General features: G+C 59.1%; 18 protein-coding genes (1 of these 18 cut by a window edge). 5 read left to right on the forward strand and 13 right to left on the reverse strand.

The window, feature by feature from the left end; translation table 11 throughout:
• From msrQ to QOL84_RS22640, 6 genes are all read right to left on the reverse strand, one after another.
• Positions 1-398, reverse strand: partial view of a protein-methionine-sulfoxide reductase heme-binding subunit MsrQ gene (gene msrQ / locus QOL84_RS22615; protein ID WP_129395522.1) — the 5' portion only. 226 nt of this gene lie to the left of the window's left edge; only the first 398 of its 624 coding nucleotides appear in the window; its start codon is at positions 396-398; its stop codon lies beyond the left edge, outside the window.
• Positions 398-1,411, reverse strand: a complete 1,014-nt coding sequence (gene msrP, locus QOL84_RS22620; protein ID WP_283438681.1) for a protein-methionine-sulfoxide reductase catalytic subunit MsrP — start codon at positions 1,409-1,411, stop codon at positions 398-400. The genes msrQ and msrP overlap by 1 nt, the downstream gene beginning before the upstream one ends.
• 63 nt (positions 1,412-1,474) lie before the next feature.
• Positions 1,475-2,332 carry a CDP-diacylglycerol--serine O-phosphatidyltransferase gene (gene pssA, locus QOL84_RS22625; protein ID WP_016983477.1) on the reverse strand — a complete coding sequence of 286 codons (858 nt, stop codon included), beginning with the start codon at positions 2,330-2,332 and terminating at the stop codon, positions 1,475-1,477.
• Positions 2,333-2,479: 147 nt separating this feature from the next.
• A complete protein-coding gene (gene ilvC / locus QOL84_RS22630; RefSeq protein WP_007948647.1) occupies positions 2,480-3,496 on the reverse strand; it encodes a ketol-acid reductoisomerase in 1,017 nt (338 codons plus the stop codon).
• A 48-nt stretch (positions 3,497-3,544) separates the two neighbouring features.
• On the reverse strand, positions 3,545-4,036 hold the full coding sequence (ilvN, locus tag QOL84_RS22635; RefSeq protein ID WP_003176102.1) for an acetolactate synthase small subunit: 492 nt from the start codon (positions 4,034-4,036) through the stop codon (positions 3,545-3,547).
• Positions 4,037-4,038: 2 nt separating this feature from the next.
• Positions 4,039-5,763: an acetolactate synthase 3 large subunit gene (locus QOL84_RS22640; protein WP_129395525.1), complete on the reverse strand. Its 1,725-nt coding sequence runs from the start codon at positions 5,761-5,763 to the stop codon at positions 4,039-4,041.
• 399 nt (positions 5,764-6,162) lie between these two features.
• Here QOL84_RS22640 and QOL84_RS22645 point away from each other — a divergent pair, with 399 nt between their 5' ends.
• Complete coding sequence (locus QOL84_RS22645) at positions 6,163-6,579, forward strand: DUF4124 domain-containing protein (protein WP_283438682.1); 417 nt, start codon at positions 6,163-6,165, stop codon at positions 6,577-6,579.
• A 148-nt stretch (positions 6,580-6,727) separates the two neighbouring features.
• Here the strand turns inward: QOL84_RS22645 and QOL84_RS22650 are convergent, their stop codons facing one another.
• The 3 genes from QOL84_RS22650 to mrcB are packed head-to-tail and all read right to left on the reverse strand — an operon-like array spanning position 6,728 to position 10,153.
• Positions 6,728-7,063 (reverse strand): YqcC family protein, encoded by a 336-nt coding sequence (locus QOL84_RS22650; RefSeq protein ID WP_123535502.1) that lies wholly within the window; start codon positions 7,061-7,063, stop codon positions 6,728-6,730.
• Positions 7,063-7,812, reverse strand: coding sequence for a tetratricopeptide repeat protein (locus QOL84_RS22655; RefSeq protein ID WP_283438683.1), 750 nt, complete (start codon positions 7,810-7,812; stop codon positions 7,063-7,065). The genes QOL84_RS22650 and QOL84_RS22655 overlap by 1 nt, the downstream gene beginning before the upstream one ends.
• A gap of 16 nt (positions 7,813-7,828) precedes the next feature.
• Positions 7,829-10,153 (reverse strand): penicillin-binding protein 1B, encoded by a 2,325-nt coding sequence (gene mrcB / locus QOL84_RS22660; protein WP_283438684.1) that lies wholly within the window; start codon positions 10,151-10,153, stop codon positions 7,829-7,831.
• A gap of 117 nt (positions 10,154-10,270) precedes the next feature.
• On the opposite strand from mrcB, the gene QOL84_RS22665 reads away from it, so the two are divergent.
• The 4 genes from QOL84_RS22665 to QOL84_RS22680 all read left to right on the forward strand — a co-directional run bounded on the left by QOL84_RS22665 (position 10,271) and on the right by QOL84_RS22680 (position 13,626).
• Positions 10,271-11,827, forward strand: coding sequence for a bifunctional aminoglycoside phosphotransferase/ATP-binding protein (locus QOL84_RS22665; RefSeq protein ID WP_283438685.1), 1,557 nt, complete (start codon positions 10,271-10,273; stop codon positions 11,825-11,827).
• 90 nt (positions 11,828-11,917) lie between these two features.
• Positions 11,918-12,262 carry a pentapeptide repeat-containing protein gene (locus QOL84_RS22670; RefSeq protein ID WP_007909940.1) on the forward strand — a complete coding sequence of 115 codons (345 nt, stop codon included), beginning with the start codon at positions 11,918-11,920 and terminating at the stop codon, positions 12,260-12,262.
• A 280-nt stretch (positions 12,263-12,542) separates the two neighbouring features.
• Positions 12,543-12,815, forward strand: coding sequence for a TfoX/Sxy family protein (locus QOL84_RS22675; protein ID WP_003228231.1), 273 nt, complete (start codon positions 12,543-12,545; stop codon positions 12,813-12,815).
• A gap of 16 nt (positions 12,816-12,831) precedes the next feature.
• Complete coding sequence (locus tag QOL84_RS22680; RefSeq protein WP_283438686.1) at positions 12,832-13,626, forward strand: Crp/Fnr family transcriptional regulator; 795 nt, start codon at positions 12,832-12,834, stop codon at positions 13,624-13,626.
• Positions 13,627-13,859: 233 nt separating this feature from the next.
• Here QOL84_RS22680 and QOL84_RS22685 read toward each other — a convergent pair whose 3' ends face one another.
• The 4 genes from QOL84_RS22685 to QOL84_RS22700 are packed head-to-tail and all read right to left on the reverse strand — an operon-like array spanning position 13,860 to position 17,406.
• Positions 13,860-14,711 carry a ChaN family lipoprotein gene (locus tag QOL84_RS22685; RefSeq protein WP_283438687.1) on the reverse strand — a complete coding sequence of 284 codons (852 nt, stop codon included), beginning with the start codon at positions 14,709-14,711 and terminating at the stop codon, positions 13,860-13,862.
• Between the two features lie 21 nt (positions 14,712-14,732).
• Positions 14,733-15,500 carry a heme ABC transporter ATP-binding protein gene (locus QOL84_RS22690; RefSeq protein ID WP_283438688.1) on the reverse strand — a complete coding sequence of 256 codons (768 nt, stop codon included), beginning with the start codon at positions 15,498-15,500 and terminating at the stop codon, positions 14,733-14,735.
• A complete protein-coding gene (locus QOL84_RS22695) occupies positions 15,500-16,483 on the reverse strand; it encodes a FecCD family ABC transporter permease (RefSeq protein ID WP_283439467.1) in 984 nt (327 codons plus the stop codon). The genes QOL84_RS22690 and QOL84_RS22695 overlap by 1 nt, the downstream gene beginning before the upstream one ends.
• Positions 16,484-16,533: 50 nt before the next feature.
• Positions 16,534-17,406, reverse strand: a complete 873-nt coding sequence (locus tag QOL84_RS22700) for a heme/hemin ABC transporter substrate-binding protein (RefSeq protein ID WP_283438689.1) — start codon at positions 17,404-17,406, stop codon at positions 16,534-16,536.
• Positions 17,407-17,432: the final 26 nt, after the last annotated feature.

The following is a 17,432-nucleotide window of genomic DNA, read 5'->3' on the forward strand; positions in this document are numbered from 1 at the left end:
CTGTAGCGATTGGACGTCACCGCCAACGCCAACAAGCCAAGAAAACCCAACGCCCCTACTATTATGTATGGCCGCTTGCGCAACTCGACTGCCAACTGCGACCAATCGAAACCAAGGATAAACGCCATATAGCTGCACAGGTGCAGCACCACATAGGCGAAACACCAAAGCCCCAACTGCCGGCGTACGGCAATCCACCCCGCCCACCCGGTCAGCTTCTGCATAGGCGTCATGCTCAGGGTAATCAACAACAACACCAATGTTCCCAAGCCCAGCCGATCCACCAACACTTTGCCGGGATCGGGCCCAAGCAAATCCTCAAGCGCCTGATACAGCCAGAGCATCGGCCAGATTGCCGCCGCGATGAAAACGCCTATACGCCAGAACGGATACCGCATCAATAGTTCTTCCGCAGATCGAGCCCTGTATATAAAGAAGCGACTTCATCCGAGTAGCCATTGAACATCTGCGTATCGCGCACGTTCGGTTTAAACAGGCTGTTCGGCAACCGTCTCTCCCGCGCCTGCGTCCAGCGTGGGTGATCAACCGTTGGATTCACATTCGCGTAAAACCCATACTCATCCGCCGCGATGCTCTGCCAAGTGGTTTTCGGCTGCTCGCTGACCAGACTGATACGCACGATGGATTTGACGCTCTTGAAGCCATACTTCCAAGGCACTACCAAACGCAGCGGCGCACCGTTCTGATTCGGCAACTCGCGGCCATACATACCCACCGCCAGAATTGCCAACGGATTCATCGCCTCATCCAGACGCAAGCCTTCTACATAGGGCCAGTCGATCAAGGCGAACCCAGAGCGCTGCCCCGGCATGGTTTTGGGATCCTGCAGAGTCTCAAAGCGGATGTACTTTGCATTGGCGTTCGGCCCAACTTGCTTGAGCAGCGCCGAGATTGGAAAGCCGATCCACGGAATGACCATCGACCACGCTTCTACACAGCGCAGGCGATAGATACGCTCTTCCAGCTGATACGGTTTAATAAAGTCTTCCAGCGCATATCGCCCTGGCTTATCCACCTCCCCGTCTACCACCACACTCCACGGTTCAGTTTTCAGCGAACCAGCATTCGCCGCCGGATCACCCTTGTCGGTACCGAACTCATAGAAGTTGTTGTAGTGGGTTGCATCTTTATAAGGCGTGATCGCCTCATCCTTGACATTGACCGCCCCCCACTGGGTAGACGACAGCTTCTCGTCAAACCAGGCAGGCGCTTTGCCGGGCTCGACATCGGCGTATCGGGCGGCATCCTCGGCACTGGCCCAGCGCGGCAGGCTACTGACGGCAATACCGGCAGCAGTAGCCCCCAACAATTGGCGGCGAGAGAGATAGATATTTTCAGGCGTGACATCCGACTCATGGCAGTCAGACGCTTTGGGGATTTTGATCAGCATGACAACTCCGCAGCTTTGGAGGACAGATGCACCCATAGACTGCGGAGTATGCGTGAAATTACATCACTCGGCTTTTTTGTGCCGACGAAGATGCAACAGGTACTGCACCGGACCGGAAGCTGCGTAGGCGAGGAACACCAACAGCAGAATGCGCGGTGGGTCACTGAACACCACGGCAAACACCAGCACAACGGCGAGAATCGCTACGAACGGTACACGGCCCTTCAAGTCCAGCTCTTTGAAGCTGTTGTACTTGATGTTGCTGACCATCAGCATGCCGGCAGCCGCGACCATCAGTGCGACCAGAAACGACATCTTCGAACCCTGAATGCCGTAATCGCTGAACGCCCAGACAATACCCGCGACCACACCGGCAGCCGCCGGACTGGCCAGACCGATGAAGTAGCGTTTATCAGCCGTGCCAACCTGTGTATTGAAGCGCGCCAGACGCAACGCCGCCCCCGCCACATAGATGAAGGCGACCATCCAGCCGACCTTGCCCATGTCGCCCAATGCCCAACCGAACGCCAGCAACGCCGGCGCAACACCGAACGCGACCATGTCAGACAGGGAATCGTACTCGGCGCCGAAGGCACTCTGCGTATTGGTCATGCGCGCCACACGACCGTCGAGGCCGTCGAGCACCATGGCGACGAAAATCGCGATCGCGGCAAACGCGAAATACTTGCTCGCGTTCGCCGAGTCGCCAGCACTCAGGGCAGCCTGGGCGCTCATCGAGTTGATGATGGAATAAAACCCTGCGAACAGGTTCGCAGTGGTGAACAGATTCGGCAGCAGATAGATACCACGATGCCGGACTTTACGACCTTCTGCGTCGTGCCCTTCTTCGATGTGTTCATCGATGGGCAGCAGGCTTTCGGCGTCAGAAGCCTTGTTCGGCTCTTCGGGACGTTCGCTCATGGACATTACCTTGCAACGGTTTGGAGAAATTTCGACAGGTGCCTGAGGACGACAGTTCGGCCACAAACGCTGCAGCTTTATACCAGAACCACCAGCTCAAACGAAAAAACGCGGCCGAGGCCGCGTTTTCCCTACAAGAATGACGACTTAGTTTTTGGCTTTGTCGACGATCTTGTTGGCACCGATCCACGGCATCATGGAGCGCAGTTGCTCGCCGATGATTTCGATACCGTGAGCGGCGTTGTTACGACGCTTGGCGGTCATCGAAGGGTAGCCGGTTGCGCCTTCGCTGATGAACATTTTGGCGTATTCGCCGTCCTGAATACGTTTCAGGGCGTTGCGCATGGCCTGACGGGACTCGGCGTTGATCACTTCCGGGCCAGTCACGTACTCCCCGTATTCGGCGTTGTTGGAGATCGAGTAGTTCATGTTGGCGATACCGCCTTCGTACATGAGGTCAACGATCAGCTTCAGTTCGTGCAGGCATTCGAAGTAGGCCATTTCCGGCGCGTAGCCAGCTTCAACCAGGGTTTCGAAACCGGCTTTAACCAGTTCAACGGTACCGCCGCACAGAACGGCTTGTTCGCCGAACAGGTCGGTTTCAGTCTCGTCCTTGAAGGTGGTTTCGATGATGCCGGTACGACCGCCACCAACGCCAGCAGCGTAGGACAGTGCAACGTTTTTGGCGTTGCCCGAGGCGTCCTGGTAGATCGCGATCAGGTCAGGGATACCGCCGCCCTTGACGAACTCGGAACGTACGGTGTGGCCCGGAGCTTTCGGCGCGATCATGATCACGTCGAGGTCGGCACGCGGAACAACCTGGTTGTAGTGGATCGCGAAGCCGTGGGAGAAGGCCAGGGTGGCGCCTTTCTTGATGTTCGGCTCGATTTCGTTCTTGTACAGAGCAGACTGGAACTCGTCCGGAGTCAGGATCATGACCAGGTCGGCAGCAGCAACGGCGGAAGCAACGTCAGTCACTTTCAGGCCGTGAGCTTCAGCTTTGGCAACGGTGGCCGAACCTTTACGCAGACCAACAGTAACGTCAACGCCGGAGTCTTTCAGGTTGCACGCTTGGGCGTGGCCCTGGGAACCGTAACCGATGATGGCAACTTTCTTGCCCTGGATGATCGACAGGTCGCAGTCTTTTTCGTAATAAACTTTCATGAAATTCCCCTATATATCCAGGCCGTTCAGGCCATTCACTAATTTGGTTTAGATGCTGAGTACTTTGTCGCCGCGGGCAATGCCGGTCACGCCGCTGCGGACGGTTTCCAGAATCGATGCGGTGCCGATGGACTGAATGAAGCTGTCGAGCTTGTCGCTGGTACCGGTCAATTGAACGGTATACACGCTGGCACTGACATCGACGATCTGTCCACGGTAAATATCGGTGGTGCGTTTGATCTCGGCGCGCTGGGCGCCAGTGGCCTTGACCTTGACCAGCATCAGTTCGCGCTCGATGTGAGCGCTTTCCGACAGGTCCACCAGCTTGACCACTTCGATCAGCTTGTTCAGGTTTTTGGTGATCTGCTCGATGACTTCATCGTGGCCAACGGTGGTCAGCGTCAGACGCGACAGGGTCGGGTCTTCGGTCGGGGCCACGGTCAGGCTTTCGATGTTGTAGTTGCGCTGCGAGAACAGGCCGACTACGCGAGACAAAGCGCCGGGTTCGTTTTCCAGAAGCAAGGAAATAATGTGCCGCATGATTAAGTACGCTCCGTCTTGCTCAGCCACATGTCGCGCATCGAGCCGTCTTTGATCTGCATCGGATAGACGTGCTCGCTGGTGTCGACCGAAACGTCGATGATCACCAGGCGATCCTTCATGGCGAACGCTTCTGCCATCTTCGACTTCAGATCTTTCGATTCGGTGATGCGTACGCCGACGTGGCCGTAGGCTTCAGCCAGCTTGACGAAGTCAGGCAGCGATTCCATGTAGGAGTGCGAGTGACGGCTGCCGTAGCTCATGTCCTGCCACTGACGAACCATCCCCAGAACACCGTTGTTCAAGATGACGATTTTCACTGGCAAGCCATATTGCAGGCAGGTCGACAGTTCCTGGATGTTCATCTGGATACTGCCTTCGCCGGTGACGCAGGCAACGTCGTCATCCGGGAAGCTCAACTTGATACCCATGGCCGCCGGGAAACCGAAGCCCATGGTGCCCAGGCCACCGGAGTTGATCCAGCGATTCGGCTTGTTGAACGTGTAGTACTGCGCAGCGAACATCTGATGCTGGCCCACGTCGGAAGTGATGTAGGCATCGCCCTTGGTCACTTCGCAGAGGGTTTCGATCACGGTCTGCGGCTTGATCACGCTGCCGTCGCCCTTTTCGTAAGGGAACAGGCCGCGATCACCACGCCATTCATCAACCTGCTTCCACCAACTGGCCACGGACTCCTTGTTCGGGGTCTCGCCGATTTCCTTGAGGATCGCGACCATTTCGGTCAGGACGCTCTCAACCGGACCAACGATAGGCACGTCGGCCTTGATGGTCTTGGAAATCGAAGCCGGGTCGATGTCGATGTGAATGATCTTGGCGTTAGGGCAGAACTTCGCCGGGCCATTGATCACGCGATCGTCAAAACGCGCGCCGACCGCCAGGATCACGTCAGCGTGGTGCATCGCCAGGTTGGCGGTGTAGCTGCCGTGCATGCCGAGCATGCCGATGAACTGACGATCAGTACCAGGGAAACCGCCGAGGCCCATCAAGGTGTTGGTCACTGGCAGGTTGAGCATTTTCGCCAGTTCGGTCAGCGGTGCGGAACCGTTGCCGAGAATCACGCCGCCACCGGAGTACATGACCGGGCGCTTGGCCGCCAGGAGCATTTCTGCCGCCTTGCGAATTTGTCCGGAGTGACCGCGAACGGCCGGGCTGTAGGAACGCAGCTTGGCTTTCTTCGGGAAGATGTATTCGAACTTCTCGGCCGGGTTGGTCATGTCTTTCGGGATATCGACCACGACCGGGCCCGGACGACCGGATTGCGCCAGGTAGAAGGCCTTCTTCATGACTTCCGGGATTTCCGAAGCGTGTTTGATCATGAAGCTGTGCTTCACGATCGGCCGGGAAATACCGATCATGTCGGTTTCCTGGAACGCGTCGGTGCCGACCATGGTGCTTGGCACCTGACCGGAAATGATCACCATTGGAATCGAGTCCATATAGGCCGTGGCAATACCGGTGATGGCGTTTGTGGCGCCTGGACCGGAAGTCACCAATACCACGCCGGCTTTACCGGTGGCACGGGCATAGCCGTCAGCCATATGGGTTGCCGCTTGTTCGTGACGAACCAGGATGTGATTCACTTCCGGTTCTTTGAACAGGGCATCGTAAACATGCAGGAGAGCACCACCCGGGTACCCGTAGATATATTTGACGCCTTCGTCACGCAAAAAGCGGACGAGCATCTCACCGCCAGATAAAAGCTCCACGTTGTTCACCTCTAAAACGCCAGAATACCGTCCACAAAAAAGGGGCGGGTCTTAATAGGTTTACTTCTCGGCAGAGCATGAGCGACGGTGGTCGCCGACTACGTCAGCACTGACTGAGCAAGTATTGGGATCGTCCCAAGTGTTGCGGGCCTTTCCCACCCAGCGCGAGGTAACGCGTTGCGGGTGTAACAGGTCGGCGCGGATGTGCGCCTCATGATCTACCGAGTGGGTCTGCTTCTGGCAGTCCCTCTACAGCGGACTTTGGATTCTTCTGTTTCGCCCTCTCCAAGTCAAGTCGTCTGTGTGGTTAATTGTGGGTAAGCACATGAGAACGCAAGAAAAAACCTGAAAACCGCTACTCTGTTAGTGTCAATTGCGCAATTTTGCCAAGGAATCAGCATGCGAACGCTCCTTCTCACTCTGCTGATCGGCCTCAGCCCATGGTGCATGGCCGCTCAAATCTACAAATGGGTCGATGCCCAAGGGGTCACGCACTTCGATGCGCAGCCACCAGCGGGCCAATCATCCACTACCGTGCAGACGCCCTCCTCGCCCCCGCCGAAACCTGCGGCAATGCCGGGCAGCGGTGCGCTCGGTGATCAGAAGGCTATCGATGACAAGGTGAAGAAACAGGTGGCTGATCAACAGACGCAGCTCAAGCAGTTTTGCGAGCAGGCACGGACCAACCTTGCGCAATTGCAGAACAATCCGCGATTGAGGGAGGAAGTAGAGGGACAGTTACGCCGGCTGGATGATGCGCAGCGTCAGGAGCGCATCGTCGAGGCGCAGAAACAGATCGCACAGAATTGCGAGTAGACACCAATGTAGGAGCTGCCGAAGGCTGCGATCTGTTGATCTTGCTTTAAAAACAGGATCAAAAGATCGCAGCCTTCGGCAGCTCCTACAGTTATCCGCTGCCCGCCGTAAAAAGGATTGAGGCGGTGCCAGCCCGCAAAGGATCGGTTTAGCGCGAGGCGGTGATCAGCAGGTCGAACTCTTTGAGCAGTACCTGAAGCTGACGATCCTTGCCCTGCAGGTTGCGCTGGGCGAAGACCATTTCAGCCATTTCCTGAATACCCGAAGCGTTCGGCAATGGCAGGTCCTGTTCGAGGATCATCTTCATCCGCGGCAGGAAAATCCATTGCAGCCACTGTTCGAAGTCCAGCGTATCGACCGAAAACGGCTCAACACTGCTCAGCGCCTCGACCGACGGCGAAACCTCATCCCACCAGCCCTGCGTGCGCAGTTCACGCTCGATCAGCAACAGCTGATCGGCGATTTTCGGGAAACGGGCATCCATCACAGCGAAACCTTGGCCTTCTGACGGGCCTGAGCGGCGCCGGCGGAATCACCTTGTTTCTCACGGGACTGAGCGATGATTTCCCACAAGTTGGCCTGCAAGTCCGGACGGCCATTAGCCATGGTCAACGCACGACGGGCGAACTGTTCAGCTTGCGGCGCATCGCCCTGGGCCATGCGCACTTGCGCCAGGCGATAAAGGACTTGCGGCTCACGCGGAGCGACCCGTTGCGCACGCTCCAGGCTGGAGGACGCACCATTGAGATCGCCGCCGGCCTGTTGCTGTTGAGCGGTGGTCAGCAAGGCGAGCACCGGACCATCCAGTTGCTCGTCGGCCGACAAGCCACCGCCACTGCTGGCCGATGGAATCCCGCTCGGCGTCGAAGGCATGCTGTAGCTTCCGGAATTGACCGGAGCCGACTCTACCGGCGAAGGCGTGTACGGCCCCGACGTGATCCCACCGGACGCCGGACCCGGCACGATTGGCGAAGAGCTGATCGGCGTCGACACGGCGGCGCCACCACCCGGCACCATCACCACCACACCGGTATCGCCTTGCGGGATCGCCTGAGTCTGGCCCTGCACAGGACGTTTCACGGTCGTTTGACGGAAACCGCCATTGGCCGAAATGCGCTCGCTGTTGGACACCGCAGTCCCGGAGTCAACCACCGGAATCGAACCATGCTGTACGGTAGAGCAGCCGCTGAGCAAAGCCACGGCGGTCACCGCTGGAATCAACCACTTGTTCACTTGAAACCCTCTTTGCTTAATTCATCCAGCCCTTGACCCAATCCATCACCGATTCGCCGGAGGCAGGTGTTTCACCTGCACACGAGGCGCCGGGTGGCGGTTCGCTGCCGCGAATATACGGCATCTGCACCGCTCCGGGGCAGTTGGCATCGGAGCCCTGCCCGGTACGCGAATCGACCCACGCCTGTACGACGTTATCCGGCTGCGGCATGTCCAGCGGCAGCGGATCGGCCTTGCGCATGAAACTGGTCCAGACCTGCAGCGCACCGGTCGCACCGGTGAACGGCGTCTTGCCGTTGTCGTCGCGCCCCAGCCACACCACTGCCAGCAGATCCTGGCTGAAACCGGCAAACCAGCTGTCGCGGGAATCGTTACTGGTACCGGTCTTGCCGGCCAGCGTCAGAGTCTTGGGCAACACGTTGTAAACCGAGCTGCCGGTGCCTTCACGCATCACGCGCTGCATGGCGTTCTGGATCAGGTAGATAGACGCAGGGTCGAAGCGCTGTTCAATCTGGAACGGATAACGCTTGAGCGGCTCACCCTCGGCGGTCAGCACGCTGCGAATTCCGCGCATCGGCGTATTGAAACCGCCGTTGGCCAGCGTCTGGTACATGGTCGCGACTTCGATAGGAGTCATGCCGCCCGCACCGAGCAACATCGACGGGAACGCCGGAAACTCACGCGTCACGCCCAGCCGACTCAAGGTCTTGAGCACGTTCGGCACGCCGACTTCCAGGCCAAGACGCGAGGTCGACAGGTTGTAGGAATGCGCCAGCCCCTGATAAAGGAACACGGTGCCGTGGGAGCGACGGTCATAGTTCTGCGGTTTCCACACCTGGCCGTTCGCGCCTTTGACCGACAACGGATCGTCCGACAGCCAACTGGTCAGCGTGTACTGACTCGGTTTTTCCAGCGCCGTCAGATAAACCGCGGGCTTGATCAACGAGCCGACCGGCCGCACGGCATCCAGTGCCCGGTTGAACCCGGCGTAACTGGCCTGACGGCTGCCGATCATCGCCTGCACTTCGCCGGTTTCCGGATTGGTCACGACCATTGCCGCTTCGACGTCATCGGAACCCTTGCGCCCCGACAGACGCTTGAAGGTATCGTTGACCGACGCCTCGGCTTTCATCTGCAGGATCGGATCGAAACTGGTGAAGATGCGCAGGCCTTCTTCGGTCAAGTCTTCGTCGCGATAATCTTCACGCAGCTGACGTTTGACCAGATCGATAAAGCCCGGGAACGAGCTGTCGGCCAGTTTGCCGCGAGTGGTCACGCCCAGCGGCATGTTCTTCGCAGCGGCCACTTGCTCGGCAGTCGCAACGCCTTGTTGCTCAAGCACGTCGAGCACCAGGTTACGACGTTCCAGTGCACGCTCGGGGTTGCGACGCGGATTGTAATAGGACGGGCCTTTGACCATGCCGACCAACAGCGCAACTTGATGCAACTTCAGTTCGGACAACGGCTGACCGAAGAAGAACTGGCTGGCCAAGCCGAAACCGTGCACCGCGCGCTGGCCGTCCTGACCGACAAAGACTTCATTGAGGTACGCCTCAAGGATTTCCTTCTTGTCGTAATGCAGTTCCAGCAACAGCGCCATCATCGCTTCAGTGAGCTTGCGGGTCAGGCTGCGTTCGCTGGTCAGGTAGAAGTTTTTCACCAACTGCTGGGTCAGCGTACTGCCGCCCTGAGTCATCTTGCCGCCAGAAGTGTTGACCCAGACTGCCCGGGCAATCGATTTCGGCGACACACCCCAATGGCTGTAGAAATCGCGATCTTCCACAGCGACCAGGGTTTCGAGCAGGTACGGCGGCACTTGGTCGATCTTGATCAGGATTCGGTCTTCCAGGTTCTTCGGATAAATCCCGCCGATCATCAGCGGCTCGAGACGGACCACGGACAATTTCGAACCGTTGGTCGCCGACAGTTCAGCCACATAATCGCCGGAGAAACGCACGCGCACCGGTTGCGGTTTCTCCAGACCTTCATAGAACTGGAAGCCACGGGTGTTCAAGTCGACAGTATTGCCGCTGACGGCTGCGGCGCCGGGGCCGTTGCTCACGGCTTCGCGGCGATAGCCAAGGGCATCGAGTTCGGTGAGGAAATCTTCCTTGCTGAGCTTTTGTCCGACGAACAGCTCGAGCGGGCGCGCGTAGACCTTGGCCGGGATGGTCCAGCGCTTGCCGGAGAACTTCTCCTGCACCACGGCATCGAGGTAAACGGCGAAGCCGGCCAGCACCACAAGGCCGACCAGACTGAGTTTAATGGCCCAGCTCAACCACGGGCTCAGGCCCTTGGAAGGTGGTTTTTTCTTGGTACGGGGAGATCGGGTTCGAGTCATGGCGGCGGATTATACGCACTTTATTCACACTCAACAGGAGCGCTCCGAGGTTTGCGTAAGGCTGGCGAGCGGCCATAATGGCCGCCTCGAATTTCCCCCGTCTCTGAAGGATCGCCCGTGAGCCAATCACTGATCGCTGCCCTGCAAAACCCGGCCCTCTATCCGCACCCTGTCGAAGGGTTCCAGGTCATCGAAACCCATATTTCCTGGGTGATCCTCACCGGTCCCTTTGCCTATAAAGTGAAGAAGCCAGTGAATTTCGGCTTCCTCGACTTCACCGGTCTCGACGCGCGCGCACATTTTTGCGCTGAAGAGCTGCGCCTGAACCAACGCCTGACCGACGATTTGTATCTCGAAGTGTTGCCCGTCACCGGCAGCGTCGAGGCACCGCAACTGAACGGCGACGGCCCGGCCATCGAATACGTGCTGAAAATGCGCCAGTTCCCACAGACCGGGATGCTTAGCACCCTGCAAGCGAATGGCGAGCTGACCACCCAGCACATCGACGAAATGGCCGAGCAGATCGCCCGCTTCCACCTCACTGCACCCAAAGTCCCAGCCGAACACGACGCTGGCACCCCGGACAGCGTGATGGCGCCAGTTTCGCAAAACTTCGAGCAGATCCTGCCATTCCTCAGCGACAAGAACGATCTGCTGCAACTCAACGCACTGAAGGCCTGGGCCGAAAGCAGCTTCGAGCGTCTAAAACCACTGTTCGCTCAACGCAAGACCGAAGGCTTTACCCGTGAGTGCCACGGCGACATCCACTTGGGCAACGCCACCGTCATTGACGGTAAAGTGGTGATCTTCGACTGCATCGAATTCAACGAACCGTTCCGCTTCACTGACGTCTGGGCCGACACCGGTTTCCTCGCGATGGACCTCGAAGACCGTGGCCTGAAATCCCTCGCGCGTCGTTTGATCAGCCAGTACCTGGAGCTGACCGGCGACTATCAAGGCCTGGAGGTGCTGAACTTCTATAAAGCCTACCGCGCACTGGTTCGCGCCAAGGTTGCGCTGTTCAGCATGCCGGCAGACGCGACCCCGGTGCAGCGCGCAACCACCCTGCGCCAGTACCGCAACTACGCCAACCTGGCGGAAAGCTACAGCACCATTCCTTCGCGCTTCATGGCTATCACCCACGGTGTTTCCGCTGTCGGCAAGAGCCGCGTGGCCATGCGCTTGGTCGAAGCGCTGGGCGCGATTCGCCTGCGTTCCGACGTTGAACGCAAGCGCCTGTTCGGCGAGCAGACCGTTGCCAACGATGTGCAGGCCGGCATTTATAGCGCTGATGCCAGCGTTGCGACCTACGCCCGCCTGCACGAAATCGCTGAAGTGATCCTGCACGCCGGTTTCCCGGTGGTGATCGATGCGACTTATCTCAAACGCGAGCAGCGTGACAGCGCAGCGAAAATCGCTGAAGCCACCGGCACGCCTTTCCTGATTCTTGACTGCAATGCGCCGCAAGCGGTGATCGAGAGCTGGCTGGCGATTCGTCAGGCCGATAAACAGGATCCGTCCGACGCCACCCTGGCCGTGATCGAAGCACAACAGGCCAATCGCGAAGCGCTGACGCCGGAAGAAATTCTGCGCAGCAAACGCGTGCAGACCAATGAATCCGGCACGCTGGACACCGTGGTCGCGCAGATCCGTCAGCGCCTGCCAGGCCTGTAAGAAACTATTTCGGCCGTGAAGCCCTCGCTTGCTTCACGGCCGTCAAATAGTGGCACTATACTGGCGTCATAAAACCAACGGTGATATGACATGAGCCAGCCGAAACTTCTCGACACCCCGCTATATGCCTTGCTGCACAAAGACGACATCACAGGTTTCAACAAAGAGCGCCCACAGGATGGCCCGATCGACATGGTCGGCGGCGATTTTCGTGGTCTGGATCTGCGTGAACTGAACGCCGATGGCGTGGATTTCCGGGACGCGTACTTCCGATCTGCCGATCTGCGTGGCATCGATTTCCGCAATGCATCGCTGGAAGGTGCAAGCCTCGCGCACGCACAGATTTCCGGTGCGTACTTCCCGCCGGAGCTGAGTGCCGACGAGATTCTGATGTCGATGAATTTCGGTACGCGCCTGCGTTATCGCACTCGCTGATACTTTCAACTCTCTCTGACACGACACCTTTCCCCTGTGGGAGCGGGCTTGCTCGCGAAGGCGTAGTGTCAGTCGACACCTCTGGCGGCTGATCGGACGCCTTCGCGAGCAAGCCCGCTCCCACATTTGTTTCCGCATTTCCTCCCTCCTTTTTGCGTTCGCAGCCCCTTTCTTAGAAGCGTTTGCGTTGAATCCGACCAAACAACCACGCTTTTCCTACTGATGGCTACACTCCTGAGAAGCTCGCCCACGCACCATTCGGCCGTCGCAAGGAGGCTTGATGAATGATGAACTGCAACACCTGAAGAATCTTGGCAAGACGTCGGCGCAATGGCTGCATGCCGTGGGCATCCACAGCGCCTCGGACTTGCGTCGCCTGGGCGCGGTGGACGCCTACCGGGCCGTGCGTACCCGAGGGTTTCGCGCATCGAAGGTGTTGCTTTATGCGATTGAGGGCGCGTTGATGGATGTGCACTGGAACGACATCCCCGCCGAACGCAAGGACGCCCTGAACAAACAGCTCGAAGCCATTTCCTCGCGACACAAGAACTGAACGGGCGCTGACCGCCATGTATTTACTGGGGGAACAATCGGCGCACGCCGACGCACTGATCAATCGTTTGCAGAGTTTGCCTGGGCAATGGCTCGAAGGCCTGGCGCCGTGCGGGCCGACTGTCGAACTGCAGGCAACGGATGATCTGCTCGCGCAGTTGCCAGACGACCAATTGTTTCTGCTCAGCGAAGGCGTGATCAACGGCTGCATCGGCGCGCGGCCACTGTTTTATTGGCAGGAAGGTGATTTGATCGGCCTCCAGCAGGGTGATGATTGGGGTGACTGCCGCTTGTGCAGTGACGGGCCATTGCGCTTGCAACCCTACCGGCGCAATCAGTTTTTCCAGCACCTGTTTGCTGATTCTTCCCGAGCGGATCAATTCCTTGAATACCTGCTGGGGCAAATGGCGATCCTCGCCCACGCCGTGGCGGAACTGAAGCCGCGAGAGTTTCGCAGCACCAACGGCTTCAAGCGGGTCGAGGCGGGAGAGGTACTGATCCAGCAGGGGGACGCCGCCGATCATGTGTTTGTGATCATCGACGGGCATGCCGAGGCATTTGTCGATGGGCAAAAGGTTGGCGATGTGCCCAAGGACGAGATTTTCGGCGCCATGGCGGTATTCACTGGCGAGCCGCGCAACGCCACGGTAATCACTCGCGAGCCGAGCACGGTAATGCTGATTCCCGGCGATCAATTTTTGAGCATGACTCGCTCAAATCCGAAGATCGCGCACAGCCTGATCGAGAGCATGGCGCGGCGTATCGGCCAGCTCAACAAACAGATCACTCAATTGACGACCGCCAAGGGCTAGCGCGCAGCCCTTTGTTTTCGGGGCGTTCCGGCCATTCCACAGACTAAATCAAATAAATCCAGAATCAGTGGTTGACTCGGTAATGAGAATCGCTATGATTATCACAACTGGTCGCGAGATCAGTCGATATTCTGAAAAGCCCTTGGTTCGGACTCTCAGATTATCTCCTCATCAGGCTAATCACGGTTATTTGACCCGGTTTTTTACCGGGTCTTTTTTTGCCTGTGGAAAAGTCATTTGCCGAATTGTTTGCGCATCTGCTTGCAGTAATCCTGCTTCGGCGTCGCGGGTGTGTACCAGACGTAATCGGCCATCGCCGCCGTCATCTCGCTGCCCTGCTCCGCCAGCATCAACACTGTGGGTGCCTGAGCAGCGCCCAAATCCAGCAAGTGCACCGGCACCCCGACATCCTTGCGCGCATGCCAAGCGCCGGCCAGCAACATGGCTGGCGTCGGCGCAGCCAACAAACGCTGTGCCATACGCCGATCGCGCTGTTGCTGAACGGCGAGCATTGCCGGCATTTGCGACTTGGGCAGCAGACCACAGTGGGAATCGCTGATTTGTTCCAGTAACGTCGTCTTCACCGAATCGGCGTTACTGCGCTCACCACTTAACCCAGGCGGCTTGCGGTAAACGGCGCGGATTTCGCCGTCATCCAGATTGGCCGCCAGCAGTGGATAAGGTTGTGCAAGGGCGAAACGGACGATTGGCCCATAGAGGTTCCAGTCCCAACCGTCCTGCCAGGCCAATGCCGCAGGAAGATCAGCGGCGGGCGAGGCCGACTGGCGCTGGGCATCGACGTTGGGTTGCTGATCCGGCGTGAGCATTTCCAGCGACAGGCTGCCCTGCGGTCGCCTTTCACCCAGCGACTGCAATAACCATAACTGCACGGCGTGATGATCGGCGTTGTCGTGCTGCTCGCCAATGATCAGCCGTTCAGGCGCAGCGAGCCGGTCGATCAGTTCCTGCGCCGTCAGCAACTGACCACTGCGCAAATCGCGAATCTCGCCATTGACGGGCGGCGGCGCAACAACGTGCTGACACCCCGCAAGCACCACCAACGCCAACAGCCACAGCCCACGCATGCACTCACCTCGACGGGGAAATCAACGGGCGATGATCAGCGGATGCCCACGCTCCGGGTGCGGCTGCACCAATACTTCAAGACCGAACACCGCTTTCAGCGAGTCCGGCCGCAAGACTTGCTCGGGGGTATCCAGCGCCACCGGACGCCCACCCTCAAGCAGCAACACCCGATCACAATAACGCGCCGCCAGATTCAAATCATGCAGGATCACCAGCACCGCCGCCCCGCGATCGGCAAACTCGCGCACGGCCTGCAAGGTTGTGTGCTGATGCAGCGGGTCGAGCATCGACGTCGGTTCATCCAGCAACAGGGTTTGCCCGGCCTGACCCGGCCAGAGCTGTGCCAGCACCCGCGCCAGATGCACACGCTGGCGCTCGCCGCCGGACAACGCCAGATAACTGCGGCCGCTCAGATGCCCGGCATCCGCCGCGGTCAGTGCTGCGGCGACAATTTCCTCATCGCGCACCCGGCCGCTTTGATACGGCAAGCGGCCCATGCCGACGACTTCTTCAACGCGAAAGGCGAAGTCCAGGGTCGACACCTGCGGCAGTACCGCCAGACGTTGAGCGCGTTGTGTGCCCGTCCAGTGATTCAGCGCCTCGCCGTCGAGCGAGACCTCGCCCTCGCTGGCGCTCAGTTCACCGCACAGCGCCCCGAGCAACGTGCTTTTGCCAGCACCGTTCGGCCCCAACACGCCCAGCACCTCGCCCGGCTCAAGTTGCAGGGTGACGCCACTGAGTACCGTTTTGCGCCCACGCTGGATCTGCAGATTGTGCGTACGCAACATCAGGCACGCCCTCGCAGCAGCAGATAAAGAAAGAACGGTGCACCGATAAATGCCGTGACAATACCGATCGGTAACTCCGCCGGCGCCAGCGCCAGACGCGCGACCAGATCGGCGAGCAGCAACAGGCTCGCCCCGGCCAGCACCGATGCCGGCAGCAACACCCGATGATCAGGACCGGCCAGCAAACGCACCAGATGCGGCACCACCAGGCCAACGAAACCGATCATGCCCGCCGCTGCCACCGCCGCGCCGACACCCAGCGCGGTGCAGAACACCAATTCACGCTTGAGCCGCTCGACGTCGATGCCCAGGTGCCCGGCCTCCGACTCACCGAGCAGCAAGGCATTCAGTGCCTTGGCCCGACGCGGTAACCACAGCGCCACGCCAGCACTGATGATCAACAATGGCCACAACCGCGCATAACTGGCGCCATTGAGGCTGCCCAGGTTCCAGAACGTCAGCGTGCGTAACGTCGCGTCATCCGCCAGATAAGTGAACAGCCCCACCGCTGAGCTGGCCAGCGCCGTCAGGGCAATCCCCGCCAGCAACATGGTCGCGACGTTGGTCTGGCCGTTGCGTCGACCGAGTCGATAGACCAGCGCCGTCACCCCGAGGCCGCCGAGAAACGCGCAGACCGACAACAGATAGGGCCCGAACCATTCCGGCAAACCACCAAAAAACGATCCGCCGACAATCGCAATCGCCGCACCCAACGCCGCACCGCTGGAAACACCGACCAGCCCCGGATCCGCCAGCGGATTACGAAACAGGCCTTGCATCGCCACGCCAGACAAGGCCAACACACCGCCGACCGCCAGCCCGAGCAAAGTACGCGGCAGACGAATCTGCCCGAGAATCAGCTCAGCCTGCTCCAGACCCTCTGGCGCCAGTGGCACACCGAGCATGCGCAATCCCGCGCGCAACGTATCGAGCAACGGCAGGCTGACCGGCCCCAACGCCAGTGACAGCCAGATCGCCAGCAAACACAGGAGCGTCAGGCCGATGAACAAGCCACGGGGTTTTACCAATGTGGTCATTGGCCGCTCTTGGCCGGATAGAAACCGTCAGACAGGGTTTTCAGCGCTGTCGGCAGACGCGGACCGAGGCCACCGACCAGCAGCGTCGGGTCCAGCTCCAGCACGCGCCCGGTCTTGGCGGCGCGGCTTGAATTGAGAATCGGGTTTTCCTTGAACAGCGCAGCTTTCGCCGCCTCACCGGTCAACGCACGGTCAGCGAATACCAGCACCTCAGGATCGAGGCTGGCGAGGGACTCCACGGAAAACGGCTTATAGCCGGTGTGGGTGGCGAGATTGTGTCCGCCGGCCTGTTGCAGCAGCCAGTCGGCGGCCGTGTCCTTGCCCGCGATCAAAGGCTTGCCACCGGCATGACCGAGCAACAGCAACACGCCCGGCGCTTTCTGTTTGACCTGAGCTTGCGCGACACGCGACTTCTGCGCATCGAGTTGCTGTTGATAACTTTGCAGCAGTTGCGCAGCCTGTGGCTTGGCGCCCAGCAACTGGCCCAGATGAGTGACATTCTTCTCCAGCGTCGGCAGATCCGGCTGGGCCGAGAACAACTCGACCTGAACCTTCGCCGCTTTTACCTGCGCAAGCACTGGGGGCGGACCCATTTCTTCGGTGCCGATCAGGATGTCCGGGCGCAGACTGAGAATGCCCTCAGCGGAAAGGCTGCGCTGATAACCAATGCTCGGCAGCGCCTTCAATGACTGCGGATGCTGGCTGGTGGTGTCGACGCCGACCAGTTTCGACTCGCCACCCAAGGCGCTGACCCACTCTGACAATGCGCCGCCGGCACTGACCCAGCGTTGCGGCAAATCAGCCGCTGCAGCCTGGTGGCTGAGCAAAAGTGCGACACACAGCACAGCAACGCGGGTACTCAGGCGCATACACAGCTTCCTTGAACAAGGTTTTT

The organism is Pseudomonas helmanticensis, assembly GCF_900182985.1.
In the GTDB taxonomy this organism is placed as follows: domain Bacteria; phylum Pseudomonadota; class Gammaproteobacteria; order Pseudomonadales; family Pseudomonadaceae; genus Aquipseudomonas; species Aquipseudomonas helmanticensis.